At 66.5% G+C, this 23,444-nt stretch carries 14 protein-coding genes; 10 read left to right on the top strand and 4 right to left on the bottom strand.

From position 1 onward, the window contains the following. Positions 1-214 precede the first annotated feature (214 nt). From rpsA to AB0G16_RS15525, 7 genes are all read left to right on the top strand, one after another. Positions 215-1,717 (top strand): 30S ribosomal protein S1, encoded by a 1,503-nt coding sequence (gene rpsA, locus AB0G16_RS15555; protein ID WP_362804739.1) that lies wholly within the window; start codon positions 215-217, stop codon positions 1,715-1,717. 196 nt (positions 1,718-1,913) lie between these two features. Next, positions 1,914-2,369 carry a GNAT family N-acetyltransferase gene (locus AB0G16_RS15550; protein WP_362804736.1) on the top strand — a complete coding sequence of 152 codons (456 nt, stop codon included), beginning with the start codon at positions 1,914-1,916 and terminating at the stop codon, positions 2,367-2,369. A gap of 235 nt (positions 2,370-2,604) precedes the next feature. After that, positions 2,605-3,204 (top strand): dephospho-CoA kinase, encoded by a 600-nt coding sequence (coaE, locus tag AB0G16_RS15545; protein WP_362804733.1) that lies wholly within the window; start codon positions 2,605-2,607, stop codon positions 3,202-3,204. A gap of 63 nt (positions 3,205-3,267) precedes the next feature. After that, positions 3,268-4,464 carry an SLC13 family permease gene (locus AB0G16_RS15540; protein ID WP_362804730.1) on the top strand — a complete coding sequence of 399 codons (1,197 nt, stop codon included), beginning with the start codon at positions 3,268-3,270 and terminating at the stop codon, positions 4,462-4,464. A gap of 134 nt (positions 4,465-4,598) precedes the next feature. Beyond that, on the top strand, positions 4,599-5,276 hold the full coding sequence (locus AB0G16_RS15535; protein WP_362804727.1) for an SDR family NAD(P)-dependent oxidoreductase: 678 nt from the start codon (positions 4,599-4,601) through the stop codon (positions 5,274-5,276). Between the two features lie 799 nt (positions 5,277-6,075). Further along, complete coding sequence (locus AB0G16_RS15530) at positions 6,076-9,396, top strand: LamG-like jellyroll fold domain-containing protein (RefSeq protein WP_362804724.1); 3,321 nt, start codon at positions 6,076-6,078, stop codon at positions 9,394-9,396. A gap of 385 nt (positions 9,397-9,781) precedes the next feature. Beyond that, the gene (locus AB0G16_RS15525) at positions 9,782-10,717 is read left to right on the top strand and encodes a hypothetical protein (protein WP_362804722.1); all 936 of its coding nucleotides are present in this window, start codon (positions 9,782-9,784) and stop codon (positions 10,715-10,717) included. Between the two features lie 13 nt (positions 10,718-10,730). On the opposite strand, the gene AB0G16_RS15520 is transcribed toward AB0G16_RS15525, so the two are convergent. Continuing rightward, positions 10,731-13,748: a BTAD domain-containing putative transcriptional regulator gene (locus AB0G16_RS15520; protein ID WP_362804719.1), complete on the bottom strand. Its 3,018-nt coding sequence runs from the start codon at positions 13,746-13,748 to the stop codon at positions 10,731-10,733. A gap of 341 nt (positions 13,749-14,089) precedes the next feature. Here AB0G16_RS15520 and AB0G16_RS15515 point away from each other — a divergent pair, with 341 nt between their 5' ends. Next, positions 14,090-19,021, top strand: coding sequence for a LamG-like jellyroll fold domain-containing protein (locus AB0G16_RS15515; RefSeq protein ID WP_362804716.1), 4,932 nt, complete (start codon positions 14,090-14,092; stop codon positions 19,019-19,021). A 193-nt stretch (positions 19,022-19,214) separates the two neighbouring features. Here the strand turns inward: AB0G16_RS15515 and AB0G16_RS15510 are convergent, their stop codons facing one another. Further along, positions 19,215-19,622 carry a DUF4288 domain-containing protein gene (locus AB0G16_RS15510; protein WP_362804713.1) on the bottom strand — a complete coding sequence of 136 codons (408 nt, stop codon included), beginning with the start codon at positions 19,620-19,622 and terminating at the stop codon, positions 19,215-19,217. 106 nt (positions 19,623-19,728) lie between these two features. On the opposite strand from AB0G16_RS15510, the gene AB0G16_RS15505 reads away from it, so the two are divergent. Continuing rightward, positions 19,729-20,517: a methyltransferase domain-containing protein gene (locus AB0G16_RS15505; protein ID WP_362804710.1), complete on the top strand. Its 789-nt coding sequence runs from the start codon at positions 19,729-19,731 to the stop codon at positions 20,515-20,517. A 96-nt stretch (positions 20,518-20,613) separates the two neighbouring features. Then, positions 20,614-21,510, top strand: coding sequence for a GNAT family N-acetyltransferase (locus tag AB0G16_RS15500; protein ID WP_362804707.1), 897 nt, complete (start codon positions 20,614-20,616; stop codon positions 21,508-21,510). 93 nt (positions 21,511-21,603) lie between these two features. Here AB0G16_RS15500 and AB0G16_RS15495 read toward each other — a convergent pair whose 3' ends face one another. Both AB0G16_RS15495 and AB0G16_RS15490 read right to left on the bottom strand, forming a co-directional pair. Continuing rightward, on the bottom strand, positions 21,604-22,146 hold the full coding sequence (locus AB0G16_RS15495; RefSeq protein ID WP_362804704.1) for a dihydrofolate reductase family protein: 543 nt from the start codon (positions 22,144-22,146) through the stop codon (positions 21,604-21,606). 62 nt (positions 22,147-22,208) lie between these two features. Next, positions 22,209-23,438, bottom strand: a complete 1,230-nt coding sequence (locus AB0G16_RS15490) for a sigma-70 family RNA polymerase sigma factor (protein WP_362804701.1) — start codon at positions 23,436-23,438, stop codon at positions 22,209-22,211. Positions 23,439-23,444 lie beyond the last annotated feature (6 nt).

Raw genomic sequence — 23,444 nt, 5'->3', positions numbered from 1 at the left:
TCGTCGACCTCGCGGCCCGTGGTCGCGTAGGGTCGTCGGATTGACCACACCCGTCTGGTCTCATATGCTGATCGCTGCGCTGTGGGCTCGCGCGTGTCTCGGACGGAGTGGGCTCGCGCTCGATCATGTCGACGTCAATTCTTCGGCTGACGGTAAGAGGCCTGCCGCGCGTTCGCCACATCGACATCTGTCCGCGTTCGGAGCATCTCCACACATGACGAGCAGCACTGAGGCCACCTCGAGCACCCCGCAGGTAGCGGTCAACGACATCGGCTCCGAGGAAGAGTTCCTCGCAGCGATCGACCTGACCATCAAGTACTTCAACGACGGCGACATCGTCGAGGGCACCGTCGTCAAGGTCGATCGAGACGAAGTTTTGCTCGACATCGGCTACAAGACCGAGGGTGTCATCCCCTCGCGCGAGCTCTCGATCAAGCACGATGTCGACCCGGCGGATGTCGTCGAGGTTGGCGAGCACGTCGAGGCCCTGGTCCTCCAGAAGGAGGACAAGGAAGGCCGCCTGATCCTGTCCAAGAAGCGCGCTCAGTACGAGCGGGCCTGGGGCACGATCGAGAAGATCAAGGACGAGGACGGCATCGTCACCGGCACGGTCATCGAGGTCGTCAAGGGTGGTCTCATCCTCGACATCGGCCTGCGAGGCTTCCTGCCGGCGTCCCTGGTCGAGATGCGGCGCGTCCGCGACCTCCAGCCGTACGTGGGCCGCGAGCTCGAAGCGAAGATCATCGAGCTCGACAAGAACCGCAACAACGTGGTCCTGTCCCGCCGCGCCTGGCTCGAGCAGACCCAGTCCGAGGTTCGCCAGACGTTCCTCAACACCCTGCAGAAGGGTCAGGTCCGCAAGGGCGTCGTCTCCTCGATCGTCAACTTCGGTGCGTTCGTCGACCTCGGCGGCGTCGACGGTCTGGTCCACGTCTCCGAGCTCTCCTGGAAGCACATCGACCACCCCTCCGAGGTCGTCGAGGTCGGCCAGGAGGTCACCGTCGAGGTGCTCGACGTCGACATGGAGCGCGAGCGCGTCTCCCTGTCGCTCAAGGCGACGCAGGAAGACCCCTGGCAGCAGTTCGCCCGTACCCACCAGATCGGTCAGGTCGTCCCGGGTCGCGTCACCAAGCTGGTGCCGTTCGGTGCGTTCGTCCGCGTCGAGGAGGGCATCGAGGGCCTGGTGCACATCTCCGAGCTGGCCGAGCGCCACGTCGAGATCCCCGAGCAGGTCGTCCAGGTGGGTGACGAGATCTTCGTGAAGATCATCGACATCGACCTCGAGCGCCGCCGGATCTCGCTGTCGCTCAAGCAGGCGAACGAGGGTGCCATGGGCGCCGACGTCGAGTTCGACCCCACGCTGTACGGCATGGCGGCGACCTACGACGACTCGGGCAACTACATCTACCCCGAGGGTTTCGACTCCGAGACCGGCGAGTGGCTCGAGGGCTTCGACAAGCAGCGCGAGGAGTGGGAGCGGCAGTACGCCGAGGCCCAGACCCGCTTCGAGGCGCACAAGAAGCAGGTCGAGGAGGCCCGCAAGGCCGAGGCCGAGGCGGGCGAGGCGGCCCCCACGTCCTACTCCGGCGAGACCCCGCCGGCCGGTGGCTCCACCGGTGCCGCCAGCAGCGGCTCCTCCGCCCCGGCGGGTGGCGCCCTGGCCTCCGACGAGGCTCTCGCGGCTCTGCGCGAGAAGCTCGCGGGCGGTCAGAACTGATCACGCGGTAGACGTTCCACGAAAGGGCCCCGCTCCGGCGGGGCCCTTTCCGCGTCCGGGGCCCTTTTCCCCGTCCGGGAGCGCTTCCCGCGTCCGGGGCCGTTCCCGGCGTTCCCGCTCCGGCGGGGCTTCCCACGTCCCCGGCGGGACCTTCACGCCTCTCCGCCGGTTCCCGCGTTCCGGCTAGGGTGACGCCGTGACCGTGATCGAGTGCGCGAGACCCGGGGACGCCGGCGAGATCCTGACCGTGCAGCGCGCCGCCTACGTGGGCGAGGCCCAGCTCTACGGCGACCCGTTCATCCCACCCCTGGTGGAGTCGGCCGACCAGGTCCGCAGGGCCGTCGAGACGGCCGTCGTGCTCGTCGCCAGGGACGGCGGCAGGATCGTGGGCGCGGTACGCGGCCGGATGTCGGGCACGACCTGCCTGGTCGGCCGCCTGGTCGTCGCCCCGGACCGGCAGGGCGCGGGCATAGGCGGCTCCCTGCTGGCCGCCCTGCACGCCGAGGCCGCCACCGCCCTCGCCTTCGACCTGTTCACCGGGCACCTGTCCGAGGCCAACCTGCGCCTCTACCGCCGCCAGGGCTACCGCGAGACCGGCCGGGAACGGATGAGCGACCACCTGACGCTGGTGCACATGCGCCGGGAGCCATGAGGCGGCCTCGCCGGGCCGGGAACGCCTGGGAGCGCCTCACAGGACAGTGACCCCCTTTGCCGCAACGGGCCTCCCGGGGTCCTTCGGAGCGCCCCGGCAGCGGTACAGGCGGCCGCCGGAGCGCACCTTGAGGGGTCGCGAGGAGGGGCCCGCGGACGGCCCCGCCGGCGCGTCGGGCGAGACCCGAGGGGCCGCAGGCCCTGTGGCACGTCCCGTACCGCGTATGCTGCGGATCATGTTCAAGGTGGGGCTTACCGGCGGCATCGGGTCCGGCAAGAGCGAGGTCTCCAAGCGGCTTGCCGCCCGAGGCGCCATGGTCATCGACGCCGACAAGATCGCCCGCGAGGTGGTCGAGCCGGGCACCTCCGGCCTGGCGCGCGTCGTCGGCGTCTTCGGCACCGGGATCCTGCGCGAGGACGGCTCCCTCGACCGGGAGAGACTCGGCTCGATCGTCTTCGCCGACTCCGAGAAGCTGGCCTCGCTCAACGCCATCGTCCACCCGCTCGTCGGCGCCCGCATCGCCGAGCTCCAGGAACAGGCGCCCACCGGCGGCATCGTGGTCTACGACGTGCCGCTGCTCGCCGAGAACGGCCTCGCGGGCATGTACGAGCTCGTGGTCGTCGTGGACGCCCCCGACGAGGTCCGTCTCGCCCGCCTGCTCGACCTGCGCGGCATGACCGAGCAGGACGCCAGGGCCAGGATCGCCGCCCAGGCGACCCGCGAGGAACGCCTGAAGATCGCCGACATCGTCGTCCGCAACGACGGCACCCTGGAGGAGCTGGAGGCCCGGATGGACGACCTCTGGTCCGACCTCACCGCCCGCGCCACCGCCTGACCCGTCCGCGCTGTCCGCTCCCCGGCAACGTCGTGGCAGGTCAGGCATGCCATCCTTGCCGATGTGCCACGCAGACCGAGTGCCCTGAACCTGATCCGCCTCGCCCTCCTGGGGCTCGGCCTGCTGTTCGTCGCCACCGGCCTGCTTCCCGCCCGCGAGGCGTGGGCCGAGATGGAGCGGATCGGGCCGATCCTGCTCTTCCTCGCCGCGGTGATCGTCATGGCGGAGCTCGTCAAGGAGGCCCAGGTCTTCGACGTGGTCGCCACCCGGCTGGCGGTGCTCGGCCGCGGGAACCACGCCGCGCTCTTCCTGCTCTGCGTCGCCTTCGCCTCGCTGGTCACCGTGTTCCTGAACCTGGACACCACGGTGGTGCTGCTCACGCCCGTCATGCTCGCCCTCGCGGCCAGGACCGGCATCGCCGCGCTGCCACCGGCCATGACGACCCTCTGGCTCGCCAACACCGCGGCCCTGCTCCTGCCGGTCTCGAACCTGACGAACCTGCTGGCCGTGGACCGGCTCGGCATGTCCGCCCGCGAGTTCGCGGGAAGGCTCTGGTTCCCCCAGCTCGTGTCCATCGCGGTCACCGCGGTCCTGCTGTGGGTGTTCTTCTGGCGCCGGGGACGCCGGGGCCCGCGCGGGACCGGCCGCTACCGGCCGCCCGTCGCCGAGGCGGTCTCCGACCCGCTGCTGTTCAGGATCGCGGCCGGGGCGTGCGCGCTGTTCGTCGCCGCGATCCTGCTGGAGGTGCCGATCCAGCTCGCCGCCGTGGCCGGAGCGGCCCTGATGCTCGCCGCCTTCGCCTGGCGTGACCGCTCGAAGCTCACCCTGGCGCTGTTCCCCTGGCAGCTCCTCGTCTTCGTCGTCGGCCTGTTCCTGGTCGTGCCCACCCTGAGCCGGTACGGGCTGGCGGGGGTGATGAGCGCCCTGATCGGGACCGGCGAGGGCGGTGAGGCGGCCGGCGCCTACCGGGTGGCCGCCGTCGGCGCGGCGCTGTCCAACCTGGTCAACAACCTGCCCGCCTACACCGTGGTGGAGCACGTCATCCCCGCCGGCGACCGCGACCTGCTGCTCGCCCTGCTCATCGGCACCAACGTCGGCCCGGTGATCACCCCGTGGGCCTCCCTCGCCACCCTGCTCTGGTTCGAGTGGTGCCGCCGCAGGGGAGTGCGGGTCCCGATGCTCACCTTCGTGCTGACCGGGACCGTCCTGGTGGTGTCCTGCGTGACCGCGACGGTTGGAGCCCTGTTGCTCACCGCCTGAACGACACCGCCGCCGTGGCGGCCCGGCCGATTCCGTTCCGGGGGTCGTGCCGCGTCCCGGCGGCGGACGATGTTGTGCGGCTCTCTCCCGGCGGGGATGATCACACGTACCGCACGCCGAGGAGGGAGACCGCCGTGGGACATGTACTGGTGACCGGGGCCAGCGGAGGAATCGGGACGGCGCTGGTCGGTGCGCTGCTGGAGGCCGGGCATCGCGTGACCGCCGTGGGGCGCGACGTCGGACGCCTGGAGGTGCCAGGGATCGAGGCGGATCTGTCCGACCCCGGGTCACTGGCCGCCGCCGTGGGAGCGCTGGAGGACGCGGGGGAACCGGGGGAGGTGCAGGCGCTGGTGCACTGCGCGGGAATCTCCCCGGTCGGGGCCGTCGCCGACACCGGCCCCGAGACGTGGCGGCGGACCCTGGCGGTGAACGTGGCCTCCGCCGCCGAACTGGTACGGCTGACGCTGCCCGCGCTGCGGCGCTCCAGGGGCCATGTGATCTTCGTGAACGCCTCACCCGGGATGACGGGCGTCCCGCGCTGGTCGGCCTTCGTCGCCAGCAAGGCGGCCCTGCGGGAGCTGGCCGACTCCCTGCGCGAGGAGGAGGCGGCCCACGGGATACGCGTCACCACCGTCTGTCCCGGCGGTACCGCGACCGATCTGCTGGGCGAGGTCAGGAACGCCTTCGGACGCCCCTACGAGCCCGAGTCCTGCATCCAGCCACGGACACTGGCCGAGATGATCGTCTGGGTGCTCGACGCACCGGCCGACGCCTATGCCTGCGAACTGTCCGTACTGCCGACGCCGCGTTGAGCCGTGTCGCCGGGCAGCGGACGGATTCCGGCTCTTTTGAAAGAACGACAAGCCGGCGACCGCAGACCCCGGCGGAGCTGCTGTCGCTGTCGCCACCTGATCCGGGTACTCGCGGACAGATCCGAGTCGCTCGGTGCGACGTCCGTCGGGCGATCGATGCGTCGGTGTGCTCAGGGAGTACCGGCGTGAGGTTCGATCGGAGTGGATCGATCTTCGATGCACGTGGTTCGGTCCCGTTCTGGCCGGACGCCGCGAGCAGGCACACCGTGAGTGCCGTCGCCCATCTGTTCGACCACGTGAAATTGTCCGATGATATTGAAAATCAATTAACGAGGGAACAATTCTGCATAAATGGTAATTTGTTACGTCTATACCTCTTGTGTTATTCTGTCGGGGTGGATGCACCCTTTCCGGCTGGTCGTCTGAGCATCTTGATGAGCGAGAGTTCGTGAACAGGTCGAGAATTCGGCTCATCTCCCGGATCGACAGGCCTTCTGGACGGTCGGCGATCGCGACCATGCTCGCGGTGACGGCGTCGTTGCTGGTTTCCGGGGCCACGGGGGCCACGGGGGTCACGGGGGCGTCGGCCGATCCCGAACCTGCTCCTGCCGCGGTGTCGGCTCCACCGTCGATGACGACTTTTCCCAAGCCGCAGGACCCGGACGCTCCGCTGCGGGCGGCGGCGGATCAGGCGCGTCGGTCCGGCCGGCCGGTGCCGGTGGAGAGCGCCTTCACGGAGACCTCGCGGGTGTGGGTTTTCCCTGACGGGCATTTCACCACGCATGCCTACGGCGGGCCGGTGCAGCTCAAAAAGGCCGACGGCGCGTGGGGCTGGGTCGATACCGGTCTCGTGGAGCGGGACGGCGTGCTGAAGCCGAAACTCGCCAAGGCGAATACGAGTTTCTCTCTCGGCGGTGACGGCCCTTTCGCCTCGCTGACGCGGGGTGAAAAGCAGAGTGTCACCCTGTCCTGGGAGGCGCCACTGCCGCGCCCGGAAATCACCGGCGATGTCGCCCGGTACGCCGGCGCGGCCGGCCCCAGTGTCGATCTTGTCGTGACGGCCCTGCCCTCGGGGTTCCGGCATGAGGTGGTGTTGCGGGAGCGGCCCGCCAAGCCGGTGGAGTTCCGCCTGCCCGTACGAACCAAGGGACTGACGCTCTCGACGGCCAAGGGGGGCGGGCTGGCACTCAAGGACACCAAGGGCACGACCACCGTGTCGGCGCCGGCGCCCCGGATGTGGGACACCGCCGACGATCAGCCGGGCCGTGAGGCCAAGGTCGCGACGAAGGTGGAGACCAAGGACGGTAAGACCGTCCTGGTGCTCAGGCCGGACGCGGCATGGCTGGCCGACCCTGTCACGCGATATCCGGTGACCATGGAACCCACCACCCTGGGCATCACCCAGGAGGCGGGGATCGTCTCCCCGAACGCCCGGACCGGTCCCGGCGCCGTCGCCGGGAAGAACCATCGGCGCTGCAAGGGAACCTGGCCGAACCAGACGTGCACCCACCGGCCGGGGGCCTGGCACGCTCTGATGGCCTTCGACACCGCCCCCATCACCGGACGTCAGGTGATCAAGGCCACCATGCGGCTGACGCTTCGCGAGGACGCCGACGCCTGTCAGACCGACCACCGATCGATCTTCGCCAACCGCGTCACCGGCGCACGGGTGGACGACGGCACATCCTGGGGCGATCGGCGTTCCACGACCACGGAGGGGCGTACCTCCATCAGCGCCTGTTCCCTGCTCCGTGCCGGAGGCTCGGTGTGGAGCCGGGATCTGACCGCGACGACCCGGGAGTGGGCCGGAGGCACCGCCAACCACGGCCTGATGCTCCGGTTGACCGACGAATCCGCAGCCCCTTGGAACACCACGGAAGTCCCTCCCCTGTGGACGCAGCCGTGGGGCCGGAACGTCCCCAGGCTGGCCGTGGACTGGATGCTGCCGCCGCAGATCCCGACCGTGGCGGTCGAGTCGATCGACTCCCTGAACGGTGACGACGCGATCGTCCGCTCCACCGCGGTCAAGGTCACCTACAGGTCCGGCGTGCCGGAGGGGACCGCGCTGGACTACACCGTCAGCGTCGACGGCTCCACGACGACGTCCCCGCCCGTACGGTCGCCCACCGGCGAGGCCGCCCACTGGAAGCTGGACGAGACCACCGGTGCCACCGCGGCCGACGCCTCCGGACGCGACCGGCCCGTCACCCTCTCGGGCGGCTACAACCGCGTTCCTGGGCAAACAGGTCAGGCCGTGGACCTCAACGGGGCGACCGGCTCGACCTCCGGCCCGGTGCTCGACACCGACCAGAGCTACACGGTGACCTCCTGGGTCCGTCTCGACGACAACACCAGGGACCAGGTGATCTTCTCCCAACGGGGCGTCGACCAGCCCGCCTTCACCCTCGCCTTCGCCGCCTCCGGCTATTCGGGGCTGGACCAGCGGTGGGTGTTCGACCAGGTCACCCCGGACATCCCCGACACCGTCCACGAACGATGGGCGGTCTCCAAGAACGTCGCCCGGATCGGTCTGTGGACCCACCTGGCCGTCCAGTACGACCGGCCGGCTCACAGGATCCGCCTGTTCGTCGACGGTGAACCGGCCGGCGAACGCGACCACACCGTGGACTGGAACGCCCGCGGCGGCTTCCAACTCGGCCGCGGCCAGTTCGCCGGCACCGCCACGCCCTTCACCGGCGCAATCGACGACCTACACGTCTACCAGCGCGTCCTGTCGCCCGCCGACCTGCGCGCCATGGCCACCCCCCCGGGCACCACGACCGACGACAACGTGCCCGCCGAACAGACCCCCGAGCGGATCCTCTCCCTCGACGACCCGGCCGGCCTCACGTTCGTGGTCAAGGCATGTCGCACCGGTGTCGTGCCGCCCTCCTGCAACCGATCCCCGGCCTACCGCATCACCTCCGACGCGGCGACACCGCCCAGCGACACCAGAACCGGCATGACCGACCCGGCACAGCCCGTCCTGAGCGGCGTGGTCGACCGCCCCTCCGGCGGGCCGGTCACTGCCAAGTACTACCTCTACAGGCAGGACGGCACACCGGTCGGCACCGTGCCGCTGGGGACCCGCACCGTCAACGGTGGCGAGCGCGCCTCCCTGCAGATCCCCGCGGGAACCGTGCGACCCGGCACCACCTACACCTGGCAGATGACCGCCTGCGCCGTCGGCCGAGGCGGAACCACGCCCCCCACGTCGACTCCGACGAGCACCACGCCCCCGGCCGCCGGTGGCGGCCTGGAGGAGGTCTGCACCGACAAGACCGCCGCGGTGAGCTTCACCACCCCGGCCCCCCAGGCCAGGCCGCGCGCGGAAGACGTCCGGCACCTGACCCTGGGCAAGGACGACTTGGTCATCAGGACGGCGAAGACCGATCCGACCGCCTGTGACGGCGCACCGTGTGAGGTGACCGACGCTGCGGTGATGCGGATCGGTGACACCGGTACCGACAGGACCGCCGCGGTGATCAGCTTCGATTTTGACAAGCTTCCCGAGGGTGCGGCCATCAGTAAGGCCATCCTCAAACTCGGTACGCCGACCTGCCCGGAAGGCACATGTCCACGTGGTGCGGTCATCACCGCCACGCCGCTCCTGAGCTCGGTGACCGGCGAATCCACGGGATCGGAATTGGCGCGCGACGCCGACACGACGGTTTCACCGTTCGCATTGCCTCTCGGTGACGCGCGGGCCGACATCGCGGGCAACGAACATCAGTGGCTGCTGCTCACCTCCAACAGGGATGAGGCCGTCGTCTTCGGAGACCCGGACGGCACGGCGCAGCCCTCGCTCGCCCTTACCTACCTGCTTCCCGGACCACCGAGCAAGGTGCTCGACCTGGCCGCGCAAGGGGGCGATGACAGCACGCTCGCCACCTGGGCACCGCCCGCGTCCCACGGCACCGTCGCCGTTCCGAACGGCTACGACGTCCAGGTGGTGGACAGCGACGGCATCGTGACAAAGACGTTCGAGGTCGTGGACCCCTATGTCGCCATCAGCGACCTGGCGAAAGGCGCTACCTACACCATCAAGGTCCGAGCCAGATCCGCCTACGGGGTCAGCGACTGGGAAACCACAACCGTCACCGCCAAAGCCGTACCCTGACCGGCAACCGGCTCAGGCGGCGAGGGAAACAGCTGGAACGAGTGGGGTACATCCTCGGTAGCAATTCGGAGCACGAACCACGGCTGATCGTCGATGCCGCTGTCGGCCGAAAACCCGATCGTCGTGGCAGGTCGAGGAAACTTCCAACAAGATGGTTACGTACTCGTCGATGCATCCGGTTTCATGTTGGACGTTCCCTTTGCTACGCGGGCAAGAGGTTCCAGCTCGAAAGGATGCTCGTCGGCTGCGAAAACCAATGGTTTATCCCGCCAGCTCGGAGCGGTGCTGAGTAGTCAATGTGTGGGGAAGAAGTTCAATGGCGTCGATCAGCGTAGGTGGTGCCGAGCCGCCTCCCCTGCAGTCTTCTCCTTCAAGGCGGTCGAAAATGACGAACACCGTCCGACGTCGTTGGCCGCTCGTGGTGGGATGCGGGGGTGTTCTCGCATGTGCCTTTCTCGGGCTGAACCTGCTCGTCAAGGACGATGACAACTGGAGAGTTCATCGGGGGGAGGGGGCCGATCACTTCTACATGGTGACGAGGAACGCCGTGTCCGCGGCCAACCCGGATATCCGGGTCCGCTCCGAGTTCCTTCCTGAACAACCGGCGGACATCTTCTCGGTTCGTGTCGCGGTGGAACCACAGTGGGCGCGACCGGCGAATGAGTCATCGCTGGTCCACATGTACGACATCAACAAGCTCGCGGTCAGCGGCGAAACTTATGTGATGCCGTTCGGTTCCTCGTACATCCGTCATCCCGTTTTTCCGCCGTCTCGGATCAAAACCGTTCTCAAGACCATGAGTTCGTCCGGTTCGGATGACAAGAGAGGGCCCGAAAAAACATTGACGTCACTTGGCCGTGCCGTGTCGGTGACGGCCGTCGTTCAGTATGACGACTCGGGGGAGATGCCCCGCCGAGGCGCCATGGGGGCATCGGGTGGGGGGAACATACTGATCTCTTCGAACTCGAGGACGTCTTTGCCGATCTACTGGGACAATTATCCGTCGTGTGGGGAACGAAAGGTCAGCGAGAGGTGTGATGAGCTCACGCAGCTCGAGGAGTTCCGGCTTTGGGTCTCCCGGCTGCGGCCGGAGGACGACACCGTTCTCTCCACCTTCGGGTTGAGTCTTCTGGAACTTCGTGAAGCGGCTCATCACGGTCGCATCGTCGGCCACATCGAGGTCAACACGGACCCCGAGGAACTGCGGGACATGCTGCAGGACCCACGTGTGAAGACGATCCACATAGTGGAGACGAGGCTGAACTGCGCCTTCGGCTCGGGAGACGTCTGCGAACCCGAAGTCTGGTCGACACCGAAATAACATCGCAGGAACGTCATCGGCTCAAACCGGCGTCGTACATCCGCTTCGCGACCTCTTCGGCCTGAGGAACGCCCATGGGCGCCCATATCTTGAACGCCGTTCTCCAGTGTTCGGCAGCCTCGTACGTCCGCCCCAGAGCTTGCAACGTATCTCCTAGCCCTTCGTGGGCGGAGCCACGCTGATACACATTGATTACCTCTCCAAAACGGGAGACGAGCTCCTGATAATGGTCTAGTGCCGCCTCGGCATTCCCACTTAAAAGACAGGTGGATGCGAGGTTGTTAAGCGCTTCGCCCTCTAACGGCTTGCTCCGTATGCTCCGCGCCATACTGAGCGCCTTTTCGTGATACTTGAAAGCTTCATCGTATCGTTCCTGATTACGCATGACGATGGAAATTCCATTGAGTATGTCGGTTTCGAAATTCTTATTCTTTTGATTTTGGCTTAACAATAGTGCTTGCCGGAAGAGTTTTAGGGCCGTTTTCGGGCGACCTAGTTTTGTGTGGGCATTCCCCAGCTGAATAAGACAGTATGTCTGTTCGTATTCCCGATTAGCTTCCTGCCAGTATTCTAAAGAGTTTTCCAAAACTTTCACCGATTCGTCGAACCTGCCGAGAGTGAGATATGTGTCCGCCAAATAGGTGATTGCTATCAATTCGCCTAGGCGATCTCCGAGTTCGTGGTTCAACGCCAAGCACTGCTCGCCGACCTCGGCTGCTCGGAGAGGTTGTCCGGCTAGTTGCAGAGCGTAACTTACGTGCCGAAGGGCTTTGGCCTCTCCTGCTCTGTTGCGAATCGAGCGCCAAATCTTAAGAGCTTCCTGCTGATAGCTGAGGTGCTCGGTATACTTTCCGATGAAGACCTTGGCGTAACCGAGGTCACTGAGGATTTCCGCCTCACCGCGGTGGTCGCGGGCCAAGCGAGCGCAAGACAAGGCGATATCTCCTGTTAGGAAGAGATCGTCGAAATAATTTCTCACATAGAAGAACCATGACAACCTGGTGAAGATCTGCCAAGCATGAATGTGGCGCTCACTTGTGGCGGCATGCATGATCATAGCTGTGAGCGTGTGGTGCTCCTGCTCCAGCCAAACCATTGCTTCATCGAAGTCGGAGAAGTCCGGCGTCCCCCCGACGGGGGAAATGGCTAGAGATGTCGTATCCACAGGGGACAGGTGGTCCATGGCCTTCAGAACCGCGTATCGGTACCAATCAAAGATTCTCGTCAGAGCACTGTCACGCCGATCCGCAGTCTCGTCATGTGTGCAACGTTCTTCCGCATAGACGCGCACGAGGTCGTGCATCGACAATCTTCGCTTGTTGTCCTTCTGTAGAAGGTGGGCGTTGACCAGTGTCTCGGTTGCGGCGGCGGCACTCTCAGTGGACATGCCGGCGAGAGCGGCTGCGGCGTCCAATCCGATGGACGGTCCAGGATGCAGGGCAAGCATTCGGAACATCCGTCGAGTCGGCGTCGTGAGGCTTCGGTAGGAGATCTCGAGTGCGGAACGGACGCCGATTCCCGGATCTTCGTCAAGATCAAGAACGGTAAGCCGATTTTCCAGCCGAAGCTTGACGATGAACTCTCTGATGGGAGCAGGGGAATGACCAGTGAGCTGTGCTGCCGCCAGCCGTAGTGCCAACGGTAGGTATCCGCAGAGCTGGGCTAGTTCAGCGATGTCCGCCTCATGGGCCGTTCCGCCCTTACCCAGAAGGCTGGTGAGCAGAGCGATCGCCTCATCTGCCGACAAGACGTCGAGCGAGATGCCGTACACGTCATGGGTCACCGACAGACTGCGTAGAGCGTCGCGGCTGGTTATGACAACTCTGGAGCGTGAGGAGCCGGGTAACAGAGGACGAACCTGGTCCGATGTGGCGGCGTTGTCCAAGACGATGAGCATCTGCTTATCGGCTAACAGCGACCTGTAGAGTGCCGAACGTTCATCGATGTCGTGCGGGATCTCCTCGTCCACCACGCCGAGGCTGCGGAGAAGCTGCCCCAGTGCCTGAGCCCCTGTTACGGCCTGCACTCGCGAGTAGCCGTGCAAGTTGATGTAAAGCTGCCCGTCTGGAAACCTGGTGGATGTTTTGTGCCCCCAATGTGTTGCCAGGGCGGTTTTGCCGACTCCGGCGGTTCCCGCGATAGCGGAAATCACCACGGTCGTTGCGCCTTCCCTCTCGGCCAGCAGCATGTCCAGCTGGCGCAGGCTCTCCACACGGCCGGTGAAACGTGTGATATCGGTGGGCAACTGCCGAGGTACGTGCGAAGCGCGAACGGCTGGGGAGGGTGCGGCATCGTTGGAGATGCCCTCTCCGGACAGGATGATCTGGTGGAGCCGGGCGAGTTCCTCGCCGGGCTCCAGGCCAAGCTCATCGCGGAAGTGCTGACGACCGATCCTGAATTCTTCAAGTGCCTCCGCCGTACGACCGGCGCGGTGGAGCGTGAACATCAATTGCCCCCGTAGCCTCTCGTTCAGCGGGTGCTCGGCCACCAGCAGGCGTAGCTCGCCGATCAGCTCAGCGTGGCGCCCCAGAGCGAGATCGGCTTCGATGCGATCGACGAGTACGGCAAGACGCCGCTCTTCCAGGGCGACGCCCTCGGTTGCCTGTAACTCGGAGGTGGTGCCGCCGAGTGCGGGGCCACGCCATAGCGATAGCGCCCGTCGAAAACCCTCTGCGGCGTTGGCGACGTCTCCCCTCCCTAAAGCGGAGCGGGCGAGCGCCGTCTCGGTGACGAAGACGTCAAGGTCGGAAGCGCCGGGCTGTAGTTGCAGTGAGTAGCCGGTGGGTGTGCTCACCACGGCGTTGCCTTCACTGAGCAGACGTCGCACGGACCACAGATGGTTGTGCAATAACCGTCGTCCGCTGGCTGGAACCTTCGTTCCCCACAGCGCCGTCAGGAGCCGATCGTGGGACACCACCCGGTCAGCCTGCAGAACCAGAACGGCTAGCAAAGTTCGTTGCTTGGGACCGACGATCGCGATCGAGCGACCGTCACGCCAGATATCGACCGGACCGAGAACACGAACTTCCATCCCAACCCCCAGTAATGACTGTCGTTACGGAGCGGTACCTGTCGAACATCCCATGAATGTTTTCCCTTGCCTGCGTCCTCAACTGTGCTTCCTTGCGGAGAAACAGGCGGCGATCAACCAGAAGTCAAGATCACGACATTCTATATGACAAGATCAACAGCGCGAGCCCTGATGCTTGTGACGATCATCTCTGGCCAGGTGTTCCCATCTCTGAACCCTGACCGCTCCCTCACAAGTACTGGAGGTAATCGGTGGGGTTTCCCTTACCGAATCGCCCTTCCATGCCGTCAAGGCATGGATCGATCAGACGCATCACACCTACGGTTGTAACCGTTACGGCCTTGGCCGCGTCACTGCTGGTAGCCGGTGGTTCCACCCCGGCACAGGCCGACCCCCAACCCGGCTTTCAGGCCGCTCCCGCCGCCCCCAAGGCGATGGAGTTCTCTCGTCCTGAAGATCCTGACGCAACGCTGAGAGCCGCGATCGAGGAGGCAAGAAAGCAGAACAAGCCGGTAGAGGTGGAAGCCGCCTACACCGAGGGGTCGCGTACCTGGGCCTATCCCAACGGGCAACTGACGACACAGTCCTACGCTGGTCCTGCCCAGCTCAAACAGGCCGATGGCTCGTGGGCCTGGATCGACACCACCCTGGTGGAGCACGATGGGGTTCTGAAGCCCAAGCTGACCAAGGCGAAAATCGAGTTCTCCGCAGGCGGTGCGGATCGCCCCTTCGCATCCATGGAACGCGGTGACGGGCAGAAGGTGTCGTTCGGCTGGCCGACCGAACTGCCCAAGCCGATCGTCAAGGGAAACGTCGCGACCTTTGTCAACGCGGCCGGCCAGGGGGCCGATCTCGTTGTCACGGCCCTCCCCACGGGATTCCGACATGACGTGATGTTGCGGGAGCAGCCCAAGGGGCCTGTGGAATTCCGCATTCCGGTCGAGACGGACGGGCTCGACTTCGCCGAGGCCAAGCGAGGCGGTCTCGAACTCACCGACTCCAAGGGAAGGCAGGTGGCGTCGGCGGCAGAGCCGGTGACGATCGATGCCGGCCCCAGTGCTGCTGATACCAAAAAGGCTGGAGCGGTTCCACCACGCACCGGGAAAATCGACACACGAGTGGTGGAGGAGAAGGGAAAACAGGTACTGGTTCTCACTCCCGATCCGGCATTCCTCGCCGACCCGGCGACCAGATATCCGGTCACGGTTGATCCCACTACCACTCTCACCCTGCAGAGCGATCTGGTGGTGAGCAACGCCCCCAACGCCGACACCTCGCCGGCTTCGCCGCGACTGGTGACGAGCATCGAACGCACCACCTCCGGGGGAGCGCTCACCTACAGTCACTCTCTCCTCAAGTTCGACACCGGAGTCCTGGCAGGCAGGTCCGTCGGCAGCGCCAGGCTGGACATGTACGCCGACCAGCTTGTGGGTTGCCGCTGGTACGGACCCGCGGGGATCGAGGCCAAGCGGGTGACCTCAGCCTGGCCGCAGTACGTGAACTGGAGCAATCAACCGTCCGTGACCAGCTTCGGCTCGTCCGTCCAGCTCTGCCCGAGCGAGCCATCGATCGACGACAACGGCAACTGGATCCCGAGGACCTTCACCTGGAGCGTCACCGCGATGGCCCAGGCATGGGCCGCGGGCCAGCCCAACGAAGGCATCCGGCTCTCGGGTAAGGGCACGACGGACCCCTCGCAGAACACGGGGTGGTGGGTCTACTTCCACTCGGCGGAGACGGCCGGTGGCACTCGGCCGAAGCTCACCGTGTCCTACTTCCTGCCACCGGAGATCCCCACGGTCACCGCCGAGTCCATCGACTCCATGAACGGCAACGACGCGATCGCCCGCAGCCAGAGCGTGAAGGTCGGCTTCAAGTCCAGCGTGCCCGAGGGTACGAACCTGAACTACACCGTCACCGTCAACGACTCCACCATGGCGCCCCCGCCCTCCTTCCCGACCGGGCATGTGGCGCACTGGAAGCTCGACGAGCCGTCCGGAGCCACCGCCGCAGCAGATTCCGGCACGGGTGGCTACACCGCCACCTACACCGGCGGCAGAAGAACGGCCACCACCGGCAAACTCGGCGGCGGAGTACAGCTGAACGACATGACCGGCAGCAACGGCTGCTGTCTCCCGGACTCCTACGCCGCCACCAACAGGCCGGTGCTGAACCAGAACTCCAGTTTCAGCATCAGCACCTGGGTTCGCCTCAAGAACAGCGAAGACGTCCAACACGTCGCCAGCCAGGACGGTAACCCGTTCGGCATGAGCCTCTACTATCTCGGCGACAGTCACCAGAAGTGGCGGCTGCAGATATCCGGCACCGGCGGCACGACCGGGTACGGCGTCTGGGTCGACTCGGCCAAGCTGGCCGCGGCCGACACCTGGACTCACCTGGTCGGCATCTACGACGCCGGCGCCTCCAAGATCCGCATTTACGTCGACGGTGTACTGTCCGGCGAAGCCGACTACCAACCGGCCGAGACGGTGACGGGCGGCCCGTTCCGCATCGGCGGCTACAGGTCGGGCTTCCAGTTCCTCCAGGGCTCGGTCGACGACATGCGCCTCTACCAGCGGGCCCTGTCCCTGGCGGACATCAAGAAGCTGTACGGCGAGGTCGCCGCGACCAGCTACAACGCCAAGCCCTCCGGTCAGGTGATCGAGCAGACCTTCACCCTCGACAACCCGGCCAGCCTCAAGTTCGTGGTGCGAGCCTGCCGCAGCGGCGTCACCCAGCCCTCCTGCAACGAGAGCCCGGCTTACCGCATCACTAGTGATGCCCCCTTCGTTCCTTCTGATCCTCAAACGGGCTTGTGGGGAACAGAGCACACACCCATTCTTTCAGGCATGCTCTCGCGTCCGTCAGAAGGGCCGGTGACCGCCAAGTATTTCTTGTATGACAACACCGGTGCGCCGGTCGGGTCAGTCCCGTTGGGGGAGCGCACGGTCAACGGTGGAAAACGGGCGTCATTCCAGCTGCCGGAGAACACCGTGCAGCCGGGCCGTAGCTACACCTGGCAGATGCAGGCCTGTGTCGAAGAAATTTGCACTTCCAAGACACCCTCAATCGGCTTCACTGTACCCGGTGATGAAATACAGCCCGTCGAGGACATTCGAAATGTCACGCTGCTGAAGGACAATTTCGTCATCAAAACGGTGAAGGTCGATCCGTTTGCGTGCGATGGCGCCCCCTGCTCGCCGGCCGATGCCGATCGAATCCAAGTCGGTGGCGGCGGCGCGGACAAGATCGCCACGATTATCGGGCTAAAACTCGACGAGATACCCGACGGGGCGACTTTCACCGGGACAGTACTCGAACTAGGAACCCCCGCGTGCCCGGGTGGCGTTTGCCCGCCGGAAACGATCATCACGGCTGCCCCGTTGAAGGGCGAGGTGAGAAGTGACAGCAAGGGACCGGATCTGGTCGATGACATCGACACGTCCACAAGCTTCTCCTTGTCGATTACCGCACCCCGAGCTGATGTCACGGACAGCGTACATGCTTGGTTGATGCTGACTTCCAACCGGGAGGAGGTGGTGACTTTCGGTGATCCGAGTGCTGTGAAGCAGCTTTCCGTGTCCCTTTCCTATGTGCCGGCGAAGCCTCCGAGCAACGTGCTCAACCTTGTCGCACAGCCAGGTGACAACGGTGTGACCGCGAGCTGGGGGATGCCGGTAGACAACGGTGCGCTGGTTTTGCTGGATGGCTACGACGTGCAGGTGTCGGACGCCAATGGCGAGGTGGTGAAAGATTTCAAGGCGGTCGATCCGACCGTTGCTTTCAGTGGGGTGACCAATGGGGTCACGTACACAGTGCGGGTTCGCGCCCGAACTCATTTCGGTGTCAGCGGGTGGGAAGAAACCACGGTCACTCCTAAGGCGGTTCCGCCGCCCCCGCCCCCCACGGGATCGAACTGCGGGTTCGGCCGTGGCGGCGCCAGGGCCACGAGCTCCCAGTCGACGTCAAATGTTGGTGAGTACACTGAGAGAATAAAGAGCTACTATCGTGCGCAGGATGCTGTTCTTGAAGGCCGCGCCCGTACAGTCTGGCAGGCGCCGGAGATAAGCGCCCAAGCGCCCGTCACCGCCAAGCTTTCCTTGTTGAACCCGTTCCTGGTTCAGGAGAGGGAGGCCATGGAGGAGGCAGGTTTTACCCGTGCGAATTCCACGGTCAGACTCGAGAACGTCGTACCGCAGGAAGTCGCCGATGGCACGGTGCGGGTGACGGCAACGGTTTTGCGTGACTGGGATGAGATCTCTCCTGATGCGCCTTCAGGTGCATTGGCAACCACGGCCTCGGGCACGGATGTTCCCGGCCAGGTGGAGCCGGACGAGTCAACGATTTCTATTTTCGTTTTCGATAGATGCGGGCAATTGAGCATCATCGACGTTCCTCTTCCTGCGGAGCAGGACTCCACCGATTCCTCGGACTCCTCTTCCTGTACTCAGGGCGGTGCCTCCCAAGGCTCGGCAAGGAATCAGGCCGTACAGTCATGTGCGGGAGGAGTTCCTGGCGCCACGAACGCTGAGTTCTGCAAGGCCTCACAGCTTCACCTTAAGTGCGGGGTCAAGGACTATCTCGGAAAAAAGGGATGGTACGTGCGCACGGTGATCGAATCCAACTGGCCTCGCAGCTCGAAGGAAGGGTCGGTGAACTGGAACCAGCGCTGGTTCGTCTCCAACTACTCCAACTACATGTACATGTGGCCTACCAACAAAAAATGGAGTTGGTCGACCGAGTTCGGTAAGAAGCTGGCCAAGGACGTGAAAATGAAGCTCGCCGGCAGCGCTTGCTTCGTGAATAAAAAGATGAAAAATACAGTCAACGTGGGCGTGAGCGTCAGCCCAGCACCTACCGGCCCTCCCTCCGGGAGCGGAAGCTTCGGATTGGGAGTCGCGAGTGAAGCCGGAGAGGTGTGCCCGTCATATAATGTCGGCGGGCCGGACAAGGAGGGTGATCCTACCACCATAAACGACAGGCACAGCCCGGTCGAGAGCGAGTGTCTCGCAGCATTCCTCGATAGTTGCGATATTTCTCGTTATAAGCACACGGTAATCAGCGAGTACTCGTTCAGTTTCACCGCGAAAGTCGGGGTGGACAAGAACAAGAAAGCGATCGAGCAGAAATTCACCACCACTCCAATCAGGCACACGATATGGTGCAAGGTGGAGCGTTCGGATGAAGGAAACGCATTCACGGATCCGATCTGGTACGGCCCTCTTCCCTGTGTCAACAGGTCTACTCTTGGTGGCGCAAAGCCTCTGAGCTGATACTGGGTGATTATCGATGGCGGAGCCAGGGGCGGCATGGCTCCGCCATCGATGTACCGTGAACTACCTGTACATAATTTTTCCCAAAGGGGCGGGCAGGTCGTCTGCTGCCGGTCGGCGCGGCAGTGACCGGCCCGCGAGGCGAGGGAAGGGAACGCCGTCTCCGGACGATCCCGCGTCGGCGGGGACGGGCTCAGGCCTCGCGAGGGACGAGCGACGAGAACGCGAAGAGATCCCTGTACCGCGGGAGGTCGTCGAAACTCCGTGAGTAGAGGCTGGTGTCCGAGGCGAGGTCGTCGTACAGGGTCTCACGGACGTCCGCGACGCCGATGAACGTCCAGGTCACGGTCTCACCGAATTCGTTCAGGTAGGAGACCTCCTCGTCCTTCCCCATGGCCTCGGCCCGCCGCTTCGCGTCCTCGATCGAGCGCTCATGGATGAGGACGGTGTCCTCGGTGTAACGAGCGGGTGCGTATCCGCCCTCCACGACCACCCTCTGGACGAGAAGCGCGATATAGGGCCGTCGATCCGCAGCGCCTTCCGGCTGTTTCTCCGGCATGCTCGAGTCTCCGTTCCGCTCCGGTCGGGCGTCGAGTGTCACATATCCCCTCCGCTTCTCTCTCGCCATTTATCGCCGAACGGCCTCTCCGTTCGTCCGGTGGGAGAACCCGTTTGCCGGGGGATCGGGGCCGTGGGCATCATCGAGCATGACGATCACATCGGAGCTGCTCGCCTACTACGGGCAGGACAGGGAAGACGACAGGCTCCGCGCGGGGCGTGGGCGGCTGGAGCTGTGGCGGACGCAGGACGTGCTGCGCGCGGCGCTGCCCGCGGCCCCGGCCAGGGTGCTGGACGTGGGCGGCGGCACCGGGGTGCACGCCGAGTGGCTGGCCGCCGACGGGTACGAGGTCGAGCTGCTCGACCCCGTACCGCTGCACGTGGAGCGGGCGGCGCGGCTGGCCGGGGTCACCGCGCGGCAGGGGGACGCCAGGCGGCTCCCGGTGCCCGACGGGAGCGTGGACGCGGTGCTGCTGCTGGGTCCGCTCTACCACCTCCCCGAGCGTGCCGACCGGGTTCGCGCGCTGGCCGAGGCGGCACGGGCGGTGCGGCCCGGCGGCCTGGTGGCCGCCGCGACCATCAACCGTTCCGCGGCCGTGCACGACATGATCTACCAGGGGCTGTACCTGCGGCCCGAGCTGCGGGAGGTGGCGCTCTCGGCCCTGGCGGGCGGGAACCTGGGCGCCGGGCCCGCCGGCTTCACCGCCTACCTGCACGAACCGGACGACGTCCCGGCCGAGTTCGCCGACGCGGGGCTTCCCGGCGCCACCCGCCACAACCTGGAGGGCGCCTTCTGGCTGTACGGCGACATCGACGACTGGCTCGACGACCCCGAGCGCCGCGCCCTGGTGCTCGACGCCCAGCGCCGCCTGGAGTCCGTCCCCTCCCTGCTGGGCGTCGGCGGCCATATGCTCACCCTCGCCCGTAAGGCATCCTGATCGGTGACGTCCGGACCGGGCCGCCGTCTCGAATCTTCTCGGGGAACGAGGGGCCCGGCAGCCGGGCGCCCGAGAAGACTCGAAGATGGAGAGAACGTGTCGATTCGGATCGTCCCGCTGGCCGACCCCCACCCGAGCGCGTCCAGCCGCCGCCTGGTGTGGCTGGCCGTCGACGGTGACGGGGTTCCCCTCGGGTCGGCGTTCCTGCGCCTGTTCGACACCGAGGGCCAGGACCACCTGGCCGAGCTGGAGCTGAGCGTGCATCCGGCGGAGCGGCGCAGGGGCGTCGGCTCCGAGCTGCTGGCGCGGGCGGTGGCGGGCGTCGTGGCGGAGGGGCGGCGCTGCGTGCTCGCCCAGGCCGGGGCCGGCACCCCGGGCGACCGCTTCCTGGCCGAGCGGGGGTTCAGGAGGGTGCTCACCCTGACGTACGCGCGCCTCGCGCTGGTCAACACCGTCGTGGACACCGCCGCGGGCACGGCCGCGGGCACGGCCGCCGACCGGCCGCCCGCCGGATACCGGCTGCTGTCCTGGGAGGGGACGGTGCCGGACGAGCTCGCCGGCACCTTCACCGCCTCCCGCCGGGCCATGGACGACATGCCGATGGACGACACCGACTACGGCGTCGTGGTCTGGGACGTCGAACGGGTCAGGGCGGCGGCCAGGGCCGTCGAGGACCGCGGCGAACGACTCCACACCGTCGCCGCCGTCGACGAGTCCGACGGCTCGATCGCCGGGTTCACCGAGCTGGTCGTCCCCGGCGACGGCAAGGGCGACGGCCAGCACTACGGCACCGGGGTCCTGCCGGAACACCGTGGACGTGGCCTGGCCCGGTGGATGAAGGCCGAGATGATCCGGCAGGTCCGCGAGCGTTACCCGGACCTGACCGGGCTGCTGGCGGACACGGCCGAGAGCAACACCCGCATGCGGGCCGTCAACGACGCGCTCGGCTACCGGCCCACCCACAGGACGTTCCAGTACCAGCTCGACCTCTGACCCCCTTCCCGGCGCCCGGGGCGACCGGGTTCCGAGGCGTTCCCCGGCGCGGCGGCAGCCCGGTCGGGCGTCTGCCGCCGTCACCGGGACGGCTCAGCCGGCGACGCGGAACCGGATGCTCGTCGCGTGCGGCGCCTCGGCCACGCCGATGCGCTCCAGCCTGACCCTGGTCCCGCCCGGGTGGTCGAACAACCGGACGCCGTCGCCCAGCATCACGGGCGCGACGAACACGAGGATCTCGTCGAGCACCCCCGCCGCCAGGCACTGCCGGGCGACGTCGGCGCCGAGGATGTTGACGTACTTCCCGCCCGCGGCGGCCTTGGCCGCGGCGACGCCGCCGTCCAGGTCGTCGACGAAGGTGATGCCCGGCACCGGCGTGTCCGGGATGTGGTGGGTGAGCACGAACTGCGGCCCGCTCCAGGCGCCGCCGAACGGCTTCTCCTCCTTGTCGGTGCCCCGGTGGGGGTCGTCGCCGCGGAAGGTGCGGTGGCCGACGAGAAGCGCGCCGATCTCGCCGGCGAGCGTGTCGGCGGTCGGGTCGGGGCCCAGGTAGTCGGTCAGCCAGGACATGTCGCCGCCCGCTCCGGTGATGAAGCCGTCCAGCGACATGGTGGCCGAATACAGCATCTTGCTCATGGTGCGTCTCCGTCAGGGTCGGTTGCCGTTACCCGTGTTGAGACGGTGGATCGCGCGAGAAGTCATCGACGCGTCGCCGGCGGCACCCCGGGAGGCACCCCGAGCAGCGTCGCGGGCACCTCGGGCGATGTGGTGTCCGGCGCCTTCGGCAGGGGCGAGGACGGTGATGAGGGCAGGACCGGCGGGGCCGGTGTCGCGGGCAGGGCGAACGCCGCGAACAGGCCGGGGTCGTGGAAGGCGACGATCTCGGCGATCCGGTCGCCCTCGATCCACAGCAGGGAGATCGCGAAGGGGGTGTGGGCGGGCTCGCCCGGGCGCCGGACGTAGGTCGCCACGGCCGGTTGCCGGTTGGCCCGGACGGGGATCATCCGGAACCGTCCCACGTGGTCGGGCGAGCCGGCGTCCCAGCTCGCCGCCAGCGACGCCACGACCGTGTCGCGCCCCCGGAACCACATGGGCCACGGCGGCATCTGCGTCCGTACGTCCTCGGCGAGCAGGTCGGCGACGGCGGCCGGGTCGGCGCGCTCCATCGCCTCCATGTAGCGCCGCAGCACCGCTCGCTCCCGCTCGGTCGGCTCCGCCGACGGCGCCCAGTCCAGGCGGCGTTCGGGCAGGTGGTCCCGCAGCGTCGCGCGGGCGCGCTGCAGCGCGCTGTTCACCGACGCGACGCTGCCCTCCAGCAGCGTCGCGGTCTGCTTGGCGGGCCAGCCGAGCACGTCGCGCAGGATCAGCACCGCCCGCTGCCGGGGCGGCAGGTGTTGGATCGCGGCCAGGAACGCCAGCTCGATCGTCTCCCGGGTGACGGCCACGGAGTCCGGCTCGGTCTCGCCGGGGGCGGCCGGCTCCAGCAGCCGGTCCGGGAACGGCTGCATCCAGGCGATGTCGGTGCGGGACACCGGCGCGGAGCTCGGGTCCGACGGTCCGGCCAGGTGGTGCGGGAGCACCCGGCGGGCCCGGCCGTCGAGGACGTCGAGGCAGGCGTTCGTGGCGATCCGGTACAGCCAGGCGCGGAACGTCGAGCGTCCCTCGAAAGCGCCGAGCTTCCTCCACGCGCGCAGGAACGTCTCCTGAACCAGGTCCTCGGCCTCGTCGAACGAGCCCAGCATCCGGTAGCAGTGCACCCGCAGCTCGCCCCGGTGACGCTCGACGAGCGCCGCGAACGCGGACTCGTCGCCCGCCCGCGCGGCGGCCACCGTCGCGTCGCCGCCCCCCTCGCCCGTCGAGCCCGTCGAGCCCATCGAGCCCGTCGAGCCCATCGAGTTCACCGAGCGCCCCCGTCGCGTCTCGTCCACCGGTCT

The sequence above is a fragment of the Streptosporangium sp. NPDC023615 genome, from assembly GCF_040640155.1.
In the GTDB taxonomy this organism is placed as follows: domain Bacteria; phylum Actinomycetota; class Actinomycetes; order Streptosporangiales; family Streptosporangiaceae; genus Streptosporangium.
This window is presented reverse-complemented; position numbering and strand designations above follow the sequence as displayed.